Origin of the sequence: Evansella vedderi, from assembly GCF_030813435.1 — a bacterium.
In the GTDB taxonomy this organism is placed as follows: domain Bacteria; phylum Bacillota; class Bacilli; order Bacillales; family Salisediminibacteriaceae; genus Evansella; species Evansella vedderi.
In genome coordinates this window covers 41,523-58,384 of record NZ_JAUSUG010000023.1, presented here as the reverse complement: position 1 = coordinate 58,384, position 16,862 = coordinate 41,523, and the positions used below count along the sequence as shown (strand labels likewise).

11 protein-coding genes are annotated in these 16,862 nt (G+C 36.8%); all 11 read right to left on the bottom strand.

Annotated features, from left to right (window positions below; translation table 11 throughout):
* Positions 1 to 59 precede the first annotated feature (59 nt).
* The 11 genes from tcuA to dmpG all read right to left on the bottom strand — a co-directional run bounded on the left by tcuA (position 60) and on the right by dmpG (position 16,853).
* Complete coding sequence (gene tcuA, locus J2S74_RS22360) at positions 60 to 1,553, bottom strand: FAD-dependent tricarballylate dehydrogenase TcuA (protein ID WP_307330355.1); 1,494 nt, start codon at positions 1,551 to 1,553, stop codon at positions 60 to 62.
* Positions 1,554 to 1,663: 110 nt separating this feature from the next.
* Entirely contained in the window at positions 1,664 to 2,617 is a 954-nt protein-coding gene (locus tag J2S74_RS22355) for a VOC family protein (protein ID WP_307330352.1), read from the bottom strand.
* A 20-nt stretch (positions 2,618 to 2,637) separates the two neighbouring features.
* A complete protein-coding gene (locus J2S74_RS22350; protein WP_307330350.1) occupies positions 2,638 to 3,477 on the bottom strand; it encodes an alpha/beta fold hydrolase in 840 nt (279 codons plus the stop codon).
* 159 nt (positions 3,478 to 3,636) lie between these two features.
* Positions 3,637 to 4,989 carry an MmgE/PrpD family protein gene (locus J2S74_RS22345; RefSeq protein ID WP_307330347.1) on the bottom strand — a complete coding sequence of 451 codons (1,353 nt, stop codon included), beginning with the start codon at positions 4,987 to 4,989 and terminating at the stop codon, positions 3,637 to 3,639.
* A gap of 118 nt (positions 4,990 to 5,107) precedes the next feature.
* Entirely contained in the window at positions 5,108 to 7,273 is a 2,166-nt protein-coding gene (locus J2S74_RS22340) for an arylsulfatase (RefSeq protein WP_307330344.1), read from the bottom strand.
* 316 nt (positions 7,274 to 7,589) lie between these two features.
* Positions 7,590 to 9,197, bottom strand: coding sequence for an ABC transporter substrate-binding protein (locus tag J2S74_RS22335; RefSeq protein WP_307330341.1), 1,608 nt, complete (start codon positions 9,195 to 9,197; stop codon positions 7,590 to 7,592).
* Between the two features lie 188 nt (positions 9,198 to 9,385).
* Complete coding sequence (locus tag J2S74_RS22330; protein WP_307330337.1) at positions 9,386 to 11,422, bottom strand: ABC transporter ATP-binding protein; 2,037 nt, start codon at positions 11,420 to 11,422, stop codon at positions 9,386 to 9,388.
* Between the two features lie 152 nt (positions 11,423 to 11,574).
* Complete coding sequence (locus tag J2S74_RS22325; RefSeq protein WP_307330333.1) at positions 11,575 to 12,462, bottom strand: ABC transporter permease; 888 nt, start codon at positions 12,460 to 12,462, stop codon at positions 11,575 to 11,577.
* A gap of 23 nt (positions 12,463 to 12,485) precedes the next feature.
* Positions 12,486 to 13,430, bottom strand: coding sequence for an ABC transporter permease (locus J2S74_RS22320; RefSeq protein WP_307330330.1), 945 nt, complete (start codon positions 13,428 to 13,430; stop codon positions 12,486 to 12,488).
* 476 nt (positions 13,431 to 13,906) lie between these two features.
* Complete coding sequence (locus tag J2S74_RS22315; RefSeq protein WP_307330327.1) at positions 13,907 to 15,757, bottom strand: XylR N-terminal domain-containing protein; 1,851 nt, start codon at positions 15,755 to 15,757, stop codon at positions 13,907 to 13,909.
* A gap of 76 nt (positions 15,758 to 15,833) precedes the next feature.
* Positions 15,834 to 16,853, bottom strand: coding sequence for a 4-hydroxy-2-oxovalerate aldolase (gene dmpG, locus J2S74_RS22310; RefSeq protein ID WP_307330324.1), 1,020 nt, complete (start codon positions 16,851 to 16,853; stop codon positions 15,834 to 15,836).
* Positions 16,854 to 16,862 lie beyond the last annotated feature (9 nt).

Below are 16,862 nucleotides of genomic sequence, written 5' to 3'. Positions count from 1 at the left end.
AATTGGATTTTCTTCGTCTATTCAATAATCTTTATTAGTTTTTCATGCAAATGAATCCATTATCTTACTTTTGCTCTCTTCACAAGTTTAGCAGCATTTTCACCTGCAATTTTGCCAAAGACCGACCCAGCCATTAATCCTGTTCCCCCTGGATAATTAAAATAGAAAAGCCCTCCAACGAGCTCTCCTGCTGCATATAAACCTGGGATAGATTGGGAAAGGATATCTTGCACTTCCGACTCTGTATTAATTCTCAATCCTCCAAATGTAAAGGTAATACCACAGGTGACGGCATAGGCTTCAAATGGGCCTTCATCAATACGATTTGCCCAATTAGACTTTCGTACACCCAGTCCTTCCGTTCTACGACCATCCTTAATATTTGGATTAAAGGGAATATCGTCACGAATAGAAGCATTATATTCATGGATTTCTCGTAAAAATGATTCCGCATCCACACCGTCAAGTTTTTCTGCCAACTCCTCTAATGTATTTGCCTTCACCTTGGTAACCTGCTTGATTTTATATTCATCTCGTAGTAAATGAGAAACCTTTTTATCAAAAATCTGCCATGCAAATTGACCCGGCTGTTCTAGAATTAGCTTCCCGTATTTGGCGTACGTATAGTTACGAAAATCTGCTCCTTCGTCCACAAAGCGCCTCCCTTCTGCATTCACCATAATTCCAAAGGGATAACTTAGTTTTTGAAACCCTTCCGTATAATCTGGTAAGTAGCGGTCTCCTCCAACAGCATGTGCACCTGACCAATTTCCGTAAGGTGATGCCCCAATATTTAATGCCATTTGAATACCTTCTCCTGTGTTGTAACGACTTCCACGCGCATGGGCAAGATCCCATTTTGGACCTAAATAACGTGTTCGCATCTCTTGGTTTGCATGAAATCCTCCAGAGGCCATGATCACCGACTTAGCATGAATCGCTTTTGTTTTCCCATGATGTTTAAACATCACTCCATGAACGCCATCGTCATCATGAATAAGCTCCGTTGCCATCGCATTAAATAGCACTTGGGCACCTAAGCGCTTGGCCTCTTTATGCAAGGATTCCACTAAACCGGGGCCGCCCCCAGCCGATTCAACGATCATGCCACCCCAAAACTTAAACTTTCCATCTATTTTAAATGCTTGGCGTCCATAAATAGGAATAAATCTTACCTTGTGAGAATGGAGCCACTTCATCGTTTCGTAGCTCTTGCTCGTTAATACAGATGCTAGTTCAGGATCCGTCCGATAATTCGTTACACGGCACATGTCATCGAAGAACTCCTCTTCTGGATACGAACCAAAGTCCGTTATTGCCAACTCTTCTTCGCTCAAGTCCGGCATTATCTCTTGGAGATCGGTTACATCATTATAAGCAAAACGAATAGAGCCATGGGTGTACGTTGTGTTTCCACCCTTCTCTGATTCTGGAGCTTTTTCAAGAACGATAACATCTGCCCCATTTTCCTGAGCTGCAATAGCCGCACACATGGCAGCATTTCCAGCACCTATGACAACAATATCCGTCTCAAACTTCACTGAATCACTCATTATTACTACCTACTTTCTCGTAAATTCTTGTAAAAAAACCTCCTTTGAGAAAAATAGCTTTTGCTACATCTCAAAAGAGGGCTATAAATCATGGTAATTTACCTTTTCTATTAAGCTTCAATGGTAGGTTTATTCATTTCTTTATCCATGACAGTATCTCCCCAATACGTATTGCCAATAGAGTGATCCTTTTCTGTCCATTCAACAGGTTCCCAATCTGGTTCAAAAATTAAGTAAGAACCACTAAAGAGCTCTAAGCGACAACCACTTCCAGGGTCGATCACATATAAATAAAAGGCTTGGGAAATGCCATGTTTACCAGGTCCAATAAAATTAATCCCTGATTCTTTTAAAATATCAGCTGCCCGTAAAATATCTTGGGCATTATCTACCCAATAGGAGATGTGATGTAATTGATTCGGTGTTTCCGCATTTGGCCTTGAAATAACCGCAATGTCGTGGACTAATGGTGTCACACTCATCCAACCAGCCATTACACCTTTATTATTGTACTTAACGTATTCCCGGAGCTTAAACCCTAATTGTGTTCCTAAGTAATCGATTATGTCGGCAACATCCATCGATGTAGCAATATTTACGTGATCAAACCTTCTTGGGGACACACCTCGATTCCAGGACTTATGTGATTGATTTTTTAATACTGACCTCGATTTTTCATCTGCTTTTGGTTTTTCCATATCATAGTAAATTTCAAAGGAGTGTTGACTCGGTAGTTTAAATCGAATCGCTCTTCCTTGTCCTGCTTCTTCGCCAGCTTCCTTCCACGTCACTTCTGTACCGGCCTTTTCAAGTAAATCAGCGAATCCTTCCACATCCTCTGGGCGTTTTGTCCTCCATGCAATATGATCAATATACCCCTTGTCTCCTGCTGTCAAAGATAGTGTATGATGTTCAAAATCTCCCCACGCCCGTAAATAAACCGTTCCTTCCTTTTCTTCCGTTATTTCCAATCCGATAACATCTCGAAAGAACCATAGTGATTTTTCTAGGTCAGGTGTAACTAGTGCAACATGACCTAACTTTGCAATCTCAGGTAAACTCATTTTTATCCCCCTCTATTACATTAAATCGTACTAGAAAAAAAGTTTAGTATTAAATTATTAAAGCTTTCATGATGTTCTATTTGTGTCCAATGTCCGCATTTCCCAAAAACATGAAGTTGGGCATTAGGCAAGTGAGACAATAGATAGTAACTAGATTCCACAGAACATACTCGGTCATCACGACCATGTACGAGTAAAACAGAATTTACGATTCTGTTGAGTGCTGTCACGGGAACTGGTACTGCAGCCGTAGAGAAAATAGAATCATTGGAGCGACGTACTTCTGGTCGCATTGCCGTTTCAAACCTGGAAGCTACAAGGCCTTCTATTTCAGGAGCCATTTTCTTTTCATCGTAGACGAACCAACTCAGAATTTGCTTTAACTTTTTCTCTGAAGGGTTATCGTAAAATCCTTTTGCACGTGCTAATTCATGACTTAATTTTGTGTTTGGAGTGCCACCAGGACCCATTAACACAACTTTATCGAATCTATCAGGATACTCTAGTAATAATTCCAATGCAATGGAACATCCTAACGAATTCCCAACAACATGGACTTTTTTATGACCTAGATTATCAAGCAACTCCATCATTTGCTTCACCCAGCAATCCATCCAACCTTGTCTGTTTTTCGGAAGATTCTCTGGATGACTACTCTGTCCAAATCCAAATAAATCAGGTGCAAGACAATCATACGTTTCACTGCATGCTTTTAGAGCATATTTCCAGTTAGCCAAAGCCGTGACACCGGGACCTGAACCATGAAGAAATAAAATAGCTTGTTCATTTCCTTCCCCCGTCCGATTTAAATACGTTGTAAAATTGTCCGTTTTTAGTAACGTTTGTTGAACTGTAGACACAATATATCTCCTCCTCTTCATATATAAGAAAAAAACTTCCTATATGTAATACCTCATTTTAAACATGTATAATGACTGTTATTACTGAAATTTTAGAAAATTCTAGAGACATTTTCTAGACTAAAAATTAGTTGAGATTCATTCCTTTTCCAATACTTTTTATTGAATTCCGCTTCCGAAAGACTCAAAAATAGGTACTTTATCTAGCAAGTTAAAATCCATATTATGATAAAGCGTACGCCACAATTTTTTTGGATCTTCTATCTCGGAAAAATAACAACATTGTAAAAATTTATTATAAACTACATCGAAGGTTACTTCCGTTTCAATAGTTTCCCTTCGGCTAAATACTCCTTGAGAGCTCAAACATGTTATATCCCCTAAAGGCAATCCTAGTTTATTAGGTTGTGTATCGTCAATCTCAATAAGCTCAACGATACGTAGTACTAATGAATCATGAAGAGCAGACTCCGTTAAATTGTTCAAGTCAACCCGTCCGTGAACGAAAGCAAAAGCAACCATAAATGGAATACTAAATTTTGCATCTTGTAGTGTCTGAGGGTAACAACGCTCCTTTAAGGGTTGGCATAACATACGTGCCGTTTCATTTACCCCTATAATTATCTTTTCGACCTGATCGAGTCTCACATCCTCTCGAAGTAGCAAAGCTGACTTGATATAAGAGTGAGAGTAACGACAGCTAGGATATAGCTTAATAGAAGTAGAAGAAAATGCCCATGTTTCTGTATTTAACAATATATTTCGTTGAGTATCACTTAAGTTTTTTCCAAAATAAATAGGAAAAAGCCCTGTCTTCCCATCCAAGCTGCTCAATGGTGCTGTTACTCCCCCTCGGGCAAGGAACGCCGCTTGAACACCGCCCATCGAAGCAAAAGCAGGATAAATGGACCTCGCTTCAGACCCAACTCCTACTCCTGCTTCCTTTCCACCTGCTGCTTGCATATAGGCTAGACCAATTGCATGAGCCATTTGAGAATCATCTAAACGGAGGACCAGTCCTGCTGTAATTGCTGCTCCAATATAACCAAATAGTTGCGATAAAAACCAATTGGAATCGGTACCAATACCTTTAGGTTCAATGGCATAACCAAGGCGACAAAGCAGTTCATTCCCCAGAGCTACCATAGCAACAAGGTCAGTTGCTTCCTCCTGTTCTAAATCAGCGGCAGCTAAGGAAGCGGCCAGTATGATTGGTGTAGGATGAATTCTCGCTTCGTCATTAATATCATCATAGTCTAAGGCGTGTGCTAAAACGGTGTTAGCAAACGCCGCATAGGCTGGAGGTAGTAGTTGCTCACTTCCAAGAATACGACCCCGGCCACCTCCTGACCCTAAAAGAATACTAGATATAGATTTCCTTGCAATTGGTGCGCCTTTGTATGCAGCGAATGAAATGGCAAGCGTATCTAAAATATGCAGTTTCGCCTTTTCACGAATACTCTCTGGAATCCCCTTTTCTTGTCTGAGACGAATAGCTTGTATTATGTTCATACTTAGTGACAATATAAACCCTCTTTCTGTGAAAAATAAATTTTTTTCATAGTGAAAATGAGACCAAAAAGGAAATAAGTTACAAAAACTTATCATTTTTGGTCTCGTTATATTTGTTTTACTTTTCCGCTACAATATCATAAATTACTTTTTTAATAATCCCAGTGAAAGAGAATTCTCCTAAGTTCCGATAAACTGGACTTACAGGGTACCTACTATCCTTTCCAATATCTAGGCCTTCAAATGATAGTTTATAAGGGTGTGTTTGTTCGATTGCCCCTTCTCCAACTTTACAATCGTCTATATATAAAGAAGCTACTCCTTTATAATTTCCAGTACGTTTGAAGTATAATTCTACCGTAATTTCTCCCTTAGGAACATCCTCTCTTGATTCCACTCGGTACAGCATCGTTCCAATGTTATATTCATAGACAAGACGATTATTTTTTATATACAATGTATACCCACTCTCACTGCCACCTAGGGCAACTAATACACCTTCTTCTGCTCCTGATTTCCTTTCAATTGGCACCCTAATTGAATACGAACGGTTTATTATAAATGGGGCTGCACCTTCTGGTAGATGGGACATTCCAGGGTAGAGCACAAAATAATTTCTAGCCCGTAATGTATCATCAGCAATCTTGGAAAAACCATCTGGTCCTGCATCACTCATTGGAAAAACATTATATTTTTCTGCTTCTACTTCCCAAATTTTTTGTAATTCCACTAACTTTTCCTTATTTGTTTCCGCTAAATTATGATTTTCTGTACAATCTACTTCTGCATGATATAATTGCCACGGATCATTTTCGAACGGCTGTCCTGGACGACGAATACCAATTGCTTTCCAACCTTTATAATAGATCGCCCGCATTCCATTATGTTCGTAATACTGTATTTCTCTCCCTCTGGCTTCGGGATTATGAAAAGCTTGTAGAAAGCTCTGCCCATGAAGAGGCATTTGTTTAACACCTTTTACTTCTTCAGGCATCTTTACATCTAATAAGTCATATATCGTTGGAGTTATGTCACTTACATGGAGATATTGATTACGGATTCCACCTTTTTCTTCAATTTTTGTTGGATGATAAATGATTAAAGGATTCCGTAATCCCCCTTCAAATGTTGTGGCTTTATAAAACTTAAAAGGGGTGTTACTCACTTGTGCCCAGCCGTTTGGAAATTCTATTTTTGATTTTTCTGATCCCATATCATCATAATCTTCTAATATATAGTCAAAATCTTGGTCAATACCATTATAGGAAAGTGTATGATTAACGGATCCATTCGTACTACCTCTAGAACTAGCCCCATCATCAGATATAACAACAACTATAGTTTTATCTAACTCATCTACAGCTCGTAAATGATCCAAAAGTTTCCCAATCTGTTCGTCTGTATGTGTTAAAAATCCTGCATAAACTTCTTTGAAGCGCGCAAAAACCTTCTGTTCCTCTGAGCTTAATTCATCCCATGCTTTGACTCCTGGATTTCTTGCGATAAATTCCGCGTTTTCTGGAATAATTCCTAACTCCTTTTGCTTTTCAAATCTCTGTTTACGAATGACATCCCAACCTACATCATATTTTCCACTGTATAAATCTATATACTCTTTAAACACTTGAACCGGCTGGTGCTGTGCTCCAAAATTGAGAGTCAGGAAGAATGGCCTATTCGGGTCAATGGATACATGATCAGTAATATACTGATTGGCTTTGTTTACAATCGCTTCTGATACATGGTAACCCTCTTCGTTGTCTTCTACGAACGTATTATCATTAACCATTTCTGGTTTATATTGATCAGTAGAATCTTCAAGGAATCCATAAAATCTATCAAACCCTTTACCTAAAGGCCAATTATCATATGGACCAGCAGGTGTTGCTTGGTGTGATGGTGATAAATGCCACTTCCCTAAGGCATAATTGTTATATCCATTGCCCTTTAATACTTCTGCAATAGTTGCAGCTTCTGGTACTATTCTCCCGCGTTTGTTAGGAAATTCAGGGCCAAAATCAAAATTTGCTACAGTTGCCATCCCAACTGCGTGATGATTTCGGCCAGTTAGCAAAGAGGATCGTGTTGGTGAACAGGTGGGAGGTGAATGATAGTTAGTGAACCTAAGTCCATTTTCAGCTAACCAATTTAAGTTTGGTGTTTCTATTTCTGATCCAAAACAACCAAAGTCCGAAAATCCAGAGTCATCTAATACGATATAGACTACATTCAATTTGTCTTTATTTTTATAACTACCTTTAATTGTCTCATTTATTTTAGCCATTTTATATACCTCCTGGCACTACAGATAATGCTCTTCTCAAGTTATTCTGTCTAACATAGTTCTTATCGACAAAACCGCAAGAAATTAGGTGGAAATAGGAAGAATAGAAATACAGAAATTAATGAAAAATCATTTTTATTATTAAGTTGAGCCATAAGGCTGATTTTACCTTATGGCTCAACTTCCGATACGATGGCTTTACACTCTATTAAAAAGGTTGATAGAAATAGGTTTGTCATTTCAAACTAGTAATGAACGTACCATCGAGTTCTACATTACTTTATCATACCTTTTGATTCATCCTCATACTTTGAAATTATTTATCGATCCATAATTTTTCAGGAGTAAAGAAGTCGGCACGTAGCGTATAATACCCATCATCGTGTACATAATTGTACTTCAAGTACGGTTCTTGTGTAATAAATAATGGTGTAAACAGATGATGTTCTTCCATAACTGCAGATTGAAGTTCATGAGCTAATCTTTGACGATTATTTTCCTCCATCTCAAGATCAAAATTAACAACTAAATCCACAACATTTTCTGGAATTCCTATTATATTTCCCCACAAAACTGGACTTGGACCAAAGAATGGTCTTAGTAATGTACCTAACTCATCACCTGCACTATAGTAAATAAACTCTGTAAATCCATCCCATCCTTCTTCATAGATCATGGACATAAACCGAGCTTGCTCAACTACATCCACTTCAACTTCAATTCCCACCTCGGCTAAATACCCTTGTACCGCTTGCATTAAAAAGCTTCTCACATTTTGTGTATATATGGTTGTTTGAAACCCATCAGGATAACCAGCTTCTGCCAATAACTCCTTAGCTTTTTCTGGATTATACTCAAATGGATCTAAATCGGGATTATAGCTCCATGAATTAGGTAAAGTGAGTTGATTTGATGCTGTAGCATATCCATGAAAAATCGATTCAGCAAGTTGTTCTCTATCAATCGCGTGCGATATCGCCTTTCGAACTCGAATATCTGCTAATGGAGAATCTGGGTCACTCGTATTTGGTATAATACCTATCCCCCTTAGACCAATTGAAGTTGTCGGATCAACCACTAAAATATCTGAAGAGGTATTTAATTCGGCGATACTATTAGCTCCTAAATGTAAGGCAATATCTACTTCATTTGCTAAAAATGTATTTATAGCAGTTGTTTCATTTGGAATAATTCTAAATTCAAAACTGTCTAAATAAGGTAATCCATCTATCCAATAATCATCATTTCTAACAAATTTGATATAATGATTATTTTCCATACTGTCAAACTTAAATGGCCCTGTACCAACTGGGTGATTCCAGTTCCCTTCTTCACCTAATTCCTCGTATGCAGTTGGAGAACCAATTGGAACAATGGTAAACATATTTATATGAGCACCAGAAATATATTCTTCAAAATGAAAAACTAAAGTATGGTCATCTATTATCTCCACGCTGTCAATGGCAGACAATGAAGGGTGAGTATCAATTATCTGGTCAAAGACCCACTTAACAGCTTCTGAATTAAAATCCGTACCATCATGGAATTTAATACCTTCTTCTAAATAAACAGTTACTGTTTCTGCCTCATCATCCATATCCCAGTCTCTGGCAAGCCATGGCTGAACATTACCATCTTGATCAAAACGACCGAGAGTTTCCAATGCAGGTAATGCTACGGGAATGGAAGGTGTCGGATTATTTGCTATTGCCGGAGGAAATCCAAAACTCCTTGGCTGTTGTGCAATTCGGACTTTCACTGTCCCTCCATACTTGTCATTTTCACTTGTTTCTGTTACACCTTGCTCCTTATTTTCTTCTCCACCTTCTACAACCTCAGTACTGCTATCATCAGAGCAAGCAGTTAGTACGAAAATAATCATGGTGATAATAAATAATACAAAATTTACATTCCTTCTCTTCATCTTGTATCGCCCCCTAATTATTAATAATTAAAATTCATTGTTCTTTCACGATTAATAAACACCAATAAATTTTTAACCATCACAAAAGACTGAATCTTCAGAATACGTTTTGCAAACCATTAGTATTCATAGGGTTTAATTAACACCTCCTTATTCACATAAACAAAAAACATTTTACCTAGTACACGCTACACTTTTATGCACGCCACACCATGACCATTTTCTTCTACACTTAGTGGTGGATCCATTTCTCTACACTCATCGGTAGCAATTGGACAACGGTTAGAGAAAACACATCCTTTAGGCCTTGATAATAAACTTGGAACTTCTCCTTTTAACACTTTGTGTTCCCGTTGTTCTTCAATGAGTGGATCAGGTATTGGAACCGCATCTAATAAAGCTTTTGTATATGGATGTTTCGGATTATCATATAAAGATTTCCAATCACCTATCTCCACTATTTTTCCTAAGTACATAACTGCAACTCGATCAGCGATATGACGAACTACAGATAAATCATGTGCTATAAATAAATAAGTTAATCCTAACTTTTCCTGTAACTCTTCTAACAAATTAATAATTTGTGCTTGAATTGATACATCCAAAGCTGAAATAGCCTCATCACATACAATAAAAGAAGGGTTACTCGCTAGAGCACGGGCAATTCCAATACGTTGTCGTTGTCCACCACTAAACTCATGTGGTACTCGATCTTTTAAGTTAGGATCTAGCCCAACAAGACGCATTAATTCTTCAACCCGTTCATGTAATTCCTTTTTACTATCTACTAATTTATTGATGATTAAAGGTTCGCCAATTATATTAAACACCTTTTGTCTAGGATCTAGTGAACTACTAGGATCTTGAAAAACGAGTGACATGTTTTTTCTAATATTTTTCAGATTTCGTTTAGACATCTTTGCAATGTCTGTACCATTAAAAATAATCTTACCGTCTGTGGGCTCATACATACGTATAATACTTCTTGCAACTGTAGTTTTCCCGCAACCACTCTCTCCAACTAATCCTAAAGTTTCACCTTTATAAACTTTAAAAGAAACATCATCCACCGCTTTTATATCCGCTATTTTTCTATTAAATATTCCTTTAGTAAATGGAAAATATGTTTTTAAATTTTGCACTTCAAGGATGACACCGTTATTCTCTTTGGATTTCCATTCCTTTTTCATAATTACTTGTTCGCTTGCACTAGCAAACTCTTCTTCAAATTTAAGATTCCAATCATTCCCTTTTATATCTGCGTAACAAGACACATAATGTCCTTTATCTACCTCAACCAATTGAGGAGCAGGAGAATATTCACAAGCCTCCATTTTAAAAGGACATCTATCAAGAAAGGAACAAGTTTTTGGTTTGTTTGCTAAATCAGGAGGTAATCCTTCTATAGGTATTAGTTTACGATCTTTCGGATCATCTAGTCTTGGTACTGAATTTAGTAAGCCGATTGTATAAGGATGTTTTGGTTTTATAAAAATATCCTTATTTTCACCTGATTCTACAATTCTTCCTGCATACATAACATAGATGCGATCTGCATAGCGTGCAACAATTCCTAAATTATGAGTAACTAATATAATTGATGTATTCGTTCTCTTTACAATATCTTTTAACAACTCCAACAATTGTGCCTGAGTAGTAACATCTAAAGCAGTTGTTGCTTCATCTGCTATTAATAGTTTAGGATCACACGACATAGCCATTGCAATCATAATTCTCTGACGCATACCACCACTAAATTGATAAGGAAAATGGTTTACTCGTTCTTGAGCATCAGGAATTCCTACCATATTTAATAATTCAACTGCTCTTTCCTTTGCTCTTTTTCGAGAAAATTGCTTATGAAGCATAACCGATTCCATTATTTGTTCTCCGACCGTTAATACGGGATTTAATGATGTCATAGGTTCTTGAAAAATGACTCCAATTTTCCCTCCACGAACTTTTCTCATCTCTTCGCTATTCTCTTTGTATTTTAGTAAATCTGATCCTTCAAAAATAACTTCACCTGAAACAATTTCTGCAGATTGTGGGATCAATTTTATACCAGAGTATTGAGTAACAGACTTTCCTGAACCACTTTCTCCAACAATAGCAACAATTTCACCCTCATTTACATGATAAGAAACATCATCCACTGCTTTTACCGTTTGATCATTTAATTTAAAATAGGTTTTTAAGTTCTTTACTTCTAATAAATGACTCATTATTGTTACCTCCATTCTCTGTTAAGATAGGCTGTACCGTAATTTATAAATGAAAACGTAAGGCAACCACGGATCTCATTGACACCGCTTAAACGTACCTTTGACTAGACGGCTATCTATGGAAAAATTCACCTTACTTATCGTCTATAAAGCTATAATGAGCCCCTCAGCTTCGGATCTAGTGCATCCCTTAATGCATCACCTACGATGTTAAATGCCATAACTACTAAAACAATGCATAAACCTGGAGCAAATGATAGCCCTGGTAACCTAGATAGATATTGATATCCGTCATTTACCATTGATCCCCATGCTGCTTGAGGTGGATTTACACCTAACCCAAGAAAACTAAGTCCTGCTTCTGCTAATATCGCTATACCTAGATTTAATGTAGCTAATACAATTATTGGTGAGATACAATTTGGCATTACATGAACTAGGATATTACGTAAGTTACTAATACCACTTATTTCACCAGCTTTTATATAATCCATTTCTCGAACAGCCATTACTTGGCCACGCATTAAACGTGCATACGTGGGGATTAGTGCGACACCTAACGCAACAACTACCCCGACTAAACCGCCCCCTAAAGCAGCTCCTAATGAAAGTGCTAAAACAATTGGAGGAATAGCAAGTAAAGCATCCATAAACCGCATTATTATCGAATCAAGAATTCCTCCGAAATATCCAGCAACCAAGCCTAATGTACTCCCAATAACACCAGCTAAAGCTACAGAGGAAAATCCTACAATTAAGGAAGCTCTCGAACCATAAATAATTCTACTTAATACATCTCTACCTAATTGATCCGTTCCTAATATATGTTCTTTACTTGGTGGTTGTAACGAATTTGCTATGTTTTGAGTATATGGATTGTAAGGAGCAATCCAAGGAGCAAATATAGCTACTACCACCAATAAGAAAAGGATACTTAAACTTATCACAACTACTTTCCTAGCTAGTAACACTTTTATAAACTTTTGAAATTCACTTTTCCTACGGGGAACATTTATTTCTACTTTTTGAGTAGCTTCCACAGTATTTATTCACACCTTTCTATTTAGTTATATTTAATACGTGGGTCAATCAATCGATAAGCTAAATCAACAAATAAATTTGCAAAAACAACTAATACAGCAATAACTAGTACACATGCTTGAACGACAATAAAATCCTTCATAAAAACAGAACTGACTAAAAGAGATCCCATTCCTGGTATATTAAATACTTGTTCAATCAGGACTGTACCGCCAATTATATTCCCTAACTGTAATCCTAGTAACGTAATAACTGGTATTAGCGCATTGCGTAAACCATGCTTAATGATGACGAACCTTTCCTTAAGTCCTTTTGACCTTGCAGTCCGAATAAAGTCTTGGTGTATTACTTCAAGCATTGCTGATCTCGTTTGTCTCATTACTGATGCAATTGTTGTAGCCGCCAAAACAAGTACAGGCATTATGATTGTTTTCAATCCACCTATAGGATCCGTAAATGGCGATACATAGCCTTGTACTGGCAACCAGCCTAACTTTAAACTTAAAAAATATACTCCTAAAATACCTAACCAAAAATTTGGTGTAGCAATTCCAATATTCGATAGAACTACTACAACTGAATCAATAGCTCCACCTCGATTAACCGCTGCAATTACTCCTAATGGAATACCAATTATCACTGTAACTATTAACGCAGATATACCAATGGTTAGAGTAATTGGAAATCGTGAACTCATTAAGTTGATAACTGTTTCTTTATAAAAAATGGAATGCCCTAAGTCCCCTCCTATTACTCCAGCTGCCCAGTTAAAATACTGAACAATAAATGGGTCATTTAATCCTAATTCTTCACGTAATTTTTGGATTTGTTCTTGACTTGCATCAGCGCCAAGCATCGTTTGAGCTGGATCACCCGGTAATATTTGAATTATCATGAATACAATTAAAGTAACAAAAAATAAAACTGCTATAGTTTGAAACAACCTTTTAATAATAAATGCCCCCATTCTCCTACCCCCTTATCAAGTTTGAACATTTAGAATTTTTGAACTTTAATAATGTTAACAAAGTTAATAAATAATTAACTTCGCCTATAAATACTAAATGAATAAGCAAACTAAAATAAAAACAAGCTATTTAGCATTTACTTTATTTCCATCATATTAATCTTAGTAATAACAGAAGTGTATAATAAAGCGTTTTCAATTTAAAGGAGAAAAACTAGTCATTTTCTTATGAATTTTCAATATTTTTTATTGGATTTCCATTTAAACTAAATATGAGTCTGCTATTTATTAAGAGTTCTTAGTTTTAACGCTGGGGTTACATAAGGGTGGAGATTCTTCTAATAATAAATAAAAAAATAAAGCTAGCAACTTAATGCAGCCCTTGGTAATTCTAATCATAGATATAGTAACAACGTCCTTGACAATAATTTTTCGCCTTAGACATTGTTACTATTGTCCACTACAGCTAGGATGGGTTACAAATCCAACTCCCCTAAAGCAATAAGTGAATCCAAAATAAGCAAGAGTTGATAGCTTTGAGTAGGGTCCCGTAAATCCTTATTAATCATCTGCTCTATTTTATTTACACGGTACGTAAGCCCACTCATGGATAATGCAAGGTCATCCATAGTTTGCTGTAGTTTCCCGCCATTTGCGAGAAATACATAAAGTGTTTTTAATAACTCCTTCTTTTTTGTTTCTCGTAGACTATATAGGGGCCCTAGCTCTTGTTTTGCTATCTTTTTAATACCGCTTACATTCTTTGAATTAATTAACACACCTACTATCCCTAAATCTTTAAAGTAAATAATCTTTTGATCTGTAGACATGCGTAAAGCGATAAGTGCCTCTTCCAAATAGTCTAGTATATCGTCAATATCATCCGCTTTGTCACTAATTCCAACTTGATATCGATAGTTAGGAAAGCTCTTTTCTATATGTTTTAAAATGGACTCAAATATAGATATTTTATTGTCTACTTCAGGTAATAGCATGATTATGTGTCCTTCATGCTGACCAATTAGTACTTTATATCCTTTAATATCAAGGAATTTTACAATGGTTTCCAAAAATAGATCAAAATGATCCGGATTATTCTTCACTAATTTTCTCTTTTCCGTATAATCAATTGCAGCTATATAAAATGGAGAATGAAGATCTATTCCCATATATCTACCACGACTAATGACATCCTCTTTAGACATAAATTGCCTCTTCAAAACTTGTTCTAAAAAATATCCCTTCATTTTTTCAATCGCTTCAAAACTAGTTTTTTCATTTAATAAATATAAAGAAGCTGCATTTGCCACTCTTTCTACGAATAGTACATCATTCTCTGAAATGGTGGTTGAATCGATAAATTGATAAAAGGTGCAATATCCAATAACCTTTTTTTGAACATAGATAGGAGTAATAAGACGATCTTGTAACTTTGTTTTTAACCGAATTGTCTCTTTATATAAAGGAAATGAATGATGATTCCTGTACAATTTATTATTTAAATACTTCAATAAGTCTTGGTTTAATTGGACATAATCTTCTTCATTCGTCCCCGAGTAGACAATTTTCTGGAAATTCAAATCTTCAATAGATACGGGAATCCCTAACAATTTAAACGTTGTATCAGCAATATCTTGTAAATTCCTTCCATCCGAAATACTTTCCGTTAATTTTGTATGGAATTTTGCTACTTTATCAATATAATTTTTCTGTTCCAACAGTTGTTCGTATGTCTCATTCAACTCTTCTATAATATTCATTTCGTTATAAAGGGCAAGTTCTTCTTCTACTTCACTTCCCCAATCTTCCAATTGTCTCATTTCGTATCTACATTGTTCATCTCCGTTACCAATGCAGGAAGTCTCGATTAATATGATCTCTCTATTTAAGATCGTAGTCATATAACCGCTGGCATATCCGGTCAACGTATGACAAACGGGGGAGTCAGATATACCATGGTGCTTAAGATGCTCATTTGCTTCAAAAGAATCCATCCACGTTCCATGTGCACGAATGGACTTTATATTCCCCGAATCGTCTGTTTCAATAAATCTTTCAGACTTCATATCACTAATATGTCCAGTATTCAAATGTAAGGTGGATGCTTGTTTGATTAATTCAACAATGTCGGAGCTTTGTTTCATCGCTTCCTGGGCGACACTTACACCTAAACTCCACCCATAGCGAAGAAGAAAACCTTTTGCTCTTTTTTGCCCTAAGTTTTCAATCAATCCCTTACGAAGAAGCCCAAATCCAGCAGTGGTAGATAAAATCTTCTTATTTCCATCTTTAACGACATTTTGATATTCATCTAAATGAATGTTCATAATATCCTCCCTTTTAAGAAGTAAGGATTTAGATAGATAGAAAATTCCCCCATAACAACAAGTATTTCATAGGTTATTACACGAGAGAACTTTTTTTTAGTGCAAATCTTTGAGCTACGTCGTATATTAAATCCTCTTGGCCTCCAACTGCTTTCATCTTTCCTAACTCTACTAATATATCCCGTTCATCAACACCAAATTTTTGTGCAGCTGCCTGCGTATGTAGAAGAAAACTAGAGTAAACACCTGAATAGCCCATAATTAAACTAGATCCTGTCACTTCTTGGGGTCGATGCATATATTTTGCAACCACATCATTTGCTACATCCATAATTTTATATAAATCTATTCCTGTGTTATATCCCAGTCGTTCTAATACTGCTACCATTACCTCTGTTTGTGTATTCCCACTACCTGCACCTAGACAACGGAGACTCCCATCAATATAGGTTGCCCCTGCTTGAACTGCTGCTATAGTATTAGCCATTGCCATAGAAAGATTATTATGGCCATGGAAGCCAACTTCACAGGTGAGCTCATTTTTCAGTGCGGCGATTCGTTCCTTTACCTCATGGGGCAAGAGGTATCCAGCAGAGTCGGTAACATATACTACTTCCGCTCCATAACTCTCAAATAACTTTCCTTGTTCCACAATTTTCTCAACGGGTGCCATATGGGCCATCATCAAAAAGCCAATCGTTTTCAACCCTAGTTCACGTCCTAGAGCGATATGCTGTGCTGCAACATCTGCCTCAGTCACATGTGTTGCTACACGTACCATTTTTGCCCCAACTTTAACCGCCTCTTGAAGATCCTCTTTAACCCCTATTCCAGGAAGTAATAAAACGGATACTTGCGAACTTTTACATTCCTCTACCGCTGCTTCAATTAGCTTTAATTCATCTACAGCAGACAACCCGTATTGCAAAGACGATCCACCAAGACCGTCGCCATGAGTAACTTCAAAGTAAGTAACACCAGCTTGATCAAGACCTCTTGCTGTTTCTCTTACTTGTTCCTCCGTAAATGCATGCTTCATTGCATGGCTTCCGTCCCGAAGGGTTACATCTAAAATTTCAAAACTGCGTTTTCCCATCTTTATACC

Coding starts and splice junctions, on each gene's coding strand:
- J2S74_RS22315 (WP_307330327.1), bottom strand. CDS start 15,757: ATGAACATTCATTTAGATGAATATCAAAATGTCGTTAAAGATGGAAAT.
- J2S74_RS22355 (WP_307330352.1), bottom strand. CDS start 2,617: ATGAGTTTACCTGAGATTGCAAAGTTAGGTCATGTTGCACTAGTTACA.
- J2S74_RS22330 (WP_307330337.1), bottom strand. CDS start 11,422: ATGAGTCATTTATTAGAAGTAAAGAACTTAAAAACCTATTTTAAATTA.
- dmpG (WP_307330324.1), bottom strand. CDS start 16,853: ATGGGAAAACGCAGTTTTGAAATTTTAGATGTAACCCTTCGGGACGGA.
- J2S74_RS22345 (WP_307330347.1), bottom strand. CDS start 4,989: ATGAACATAATACAAGCTATTCGTCTCAGACAAGAAAAGGGGATTCCA.
- J2S74_RS22335 (WP_307330341.1), bottom strand. CDS start 9,197: ATGAAGAGAAGGAATGTAAATTTTGTATTATTTATTATCACCATGATT.
- J2S74_RS22320 (WP_307330330.1), bottom strand. CDS start 13,430: ATGGGGGCATTTATTATTAAAAGGTTGTTTCAAACTATAGCAGTTTTA.
- tcuA (WP_307330355.1), bottom strand. CDS start 1,553: ATGAGTGATTCAGTGAAGTTTGAGACGGATATTGTTGTCATAGGTGCT.
- J2S74_RS22340 (WP_307330344.1), bottom strand. CDS start 7,273: ATGGCTAAAATAAATGAGACAATTAAAGGTAGTTATAAAAATAAAGAC.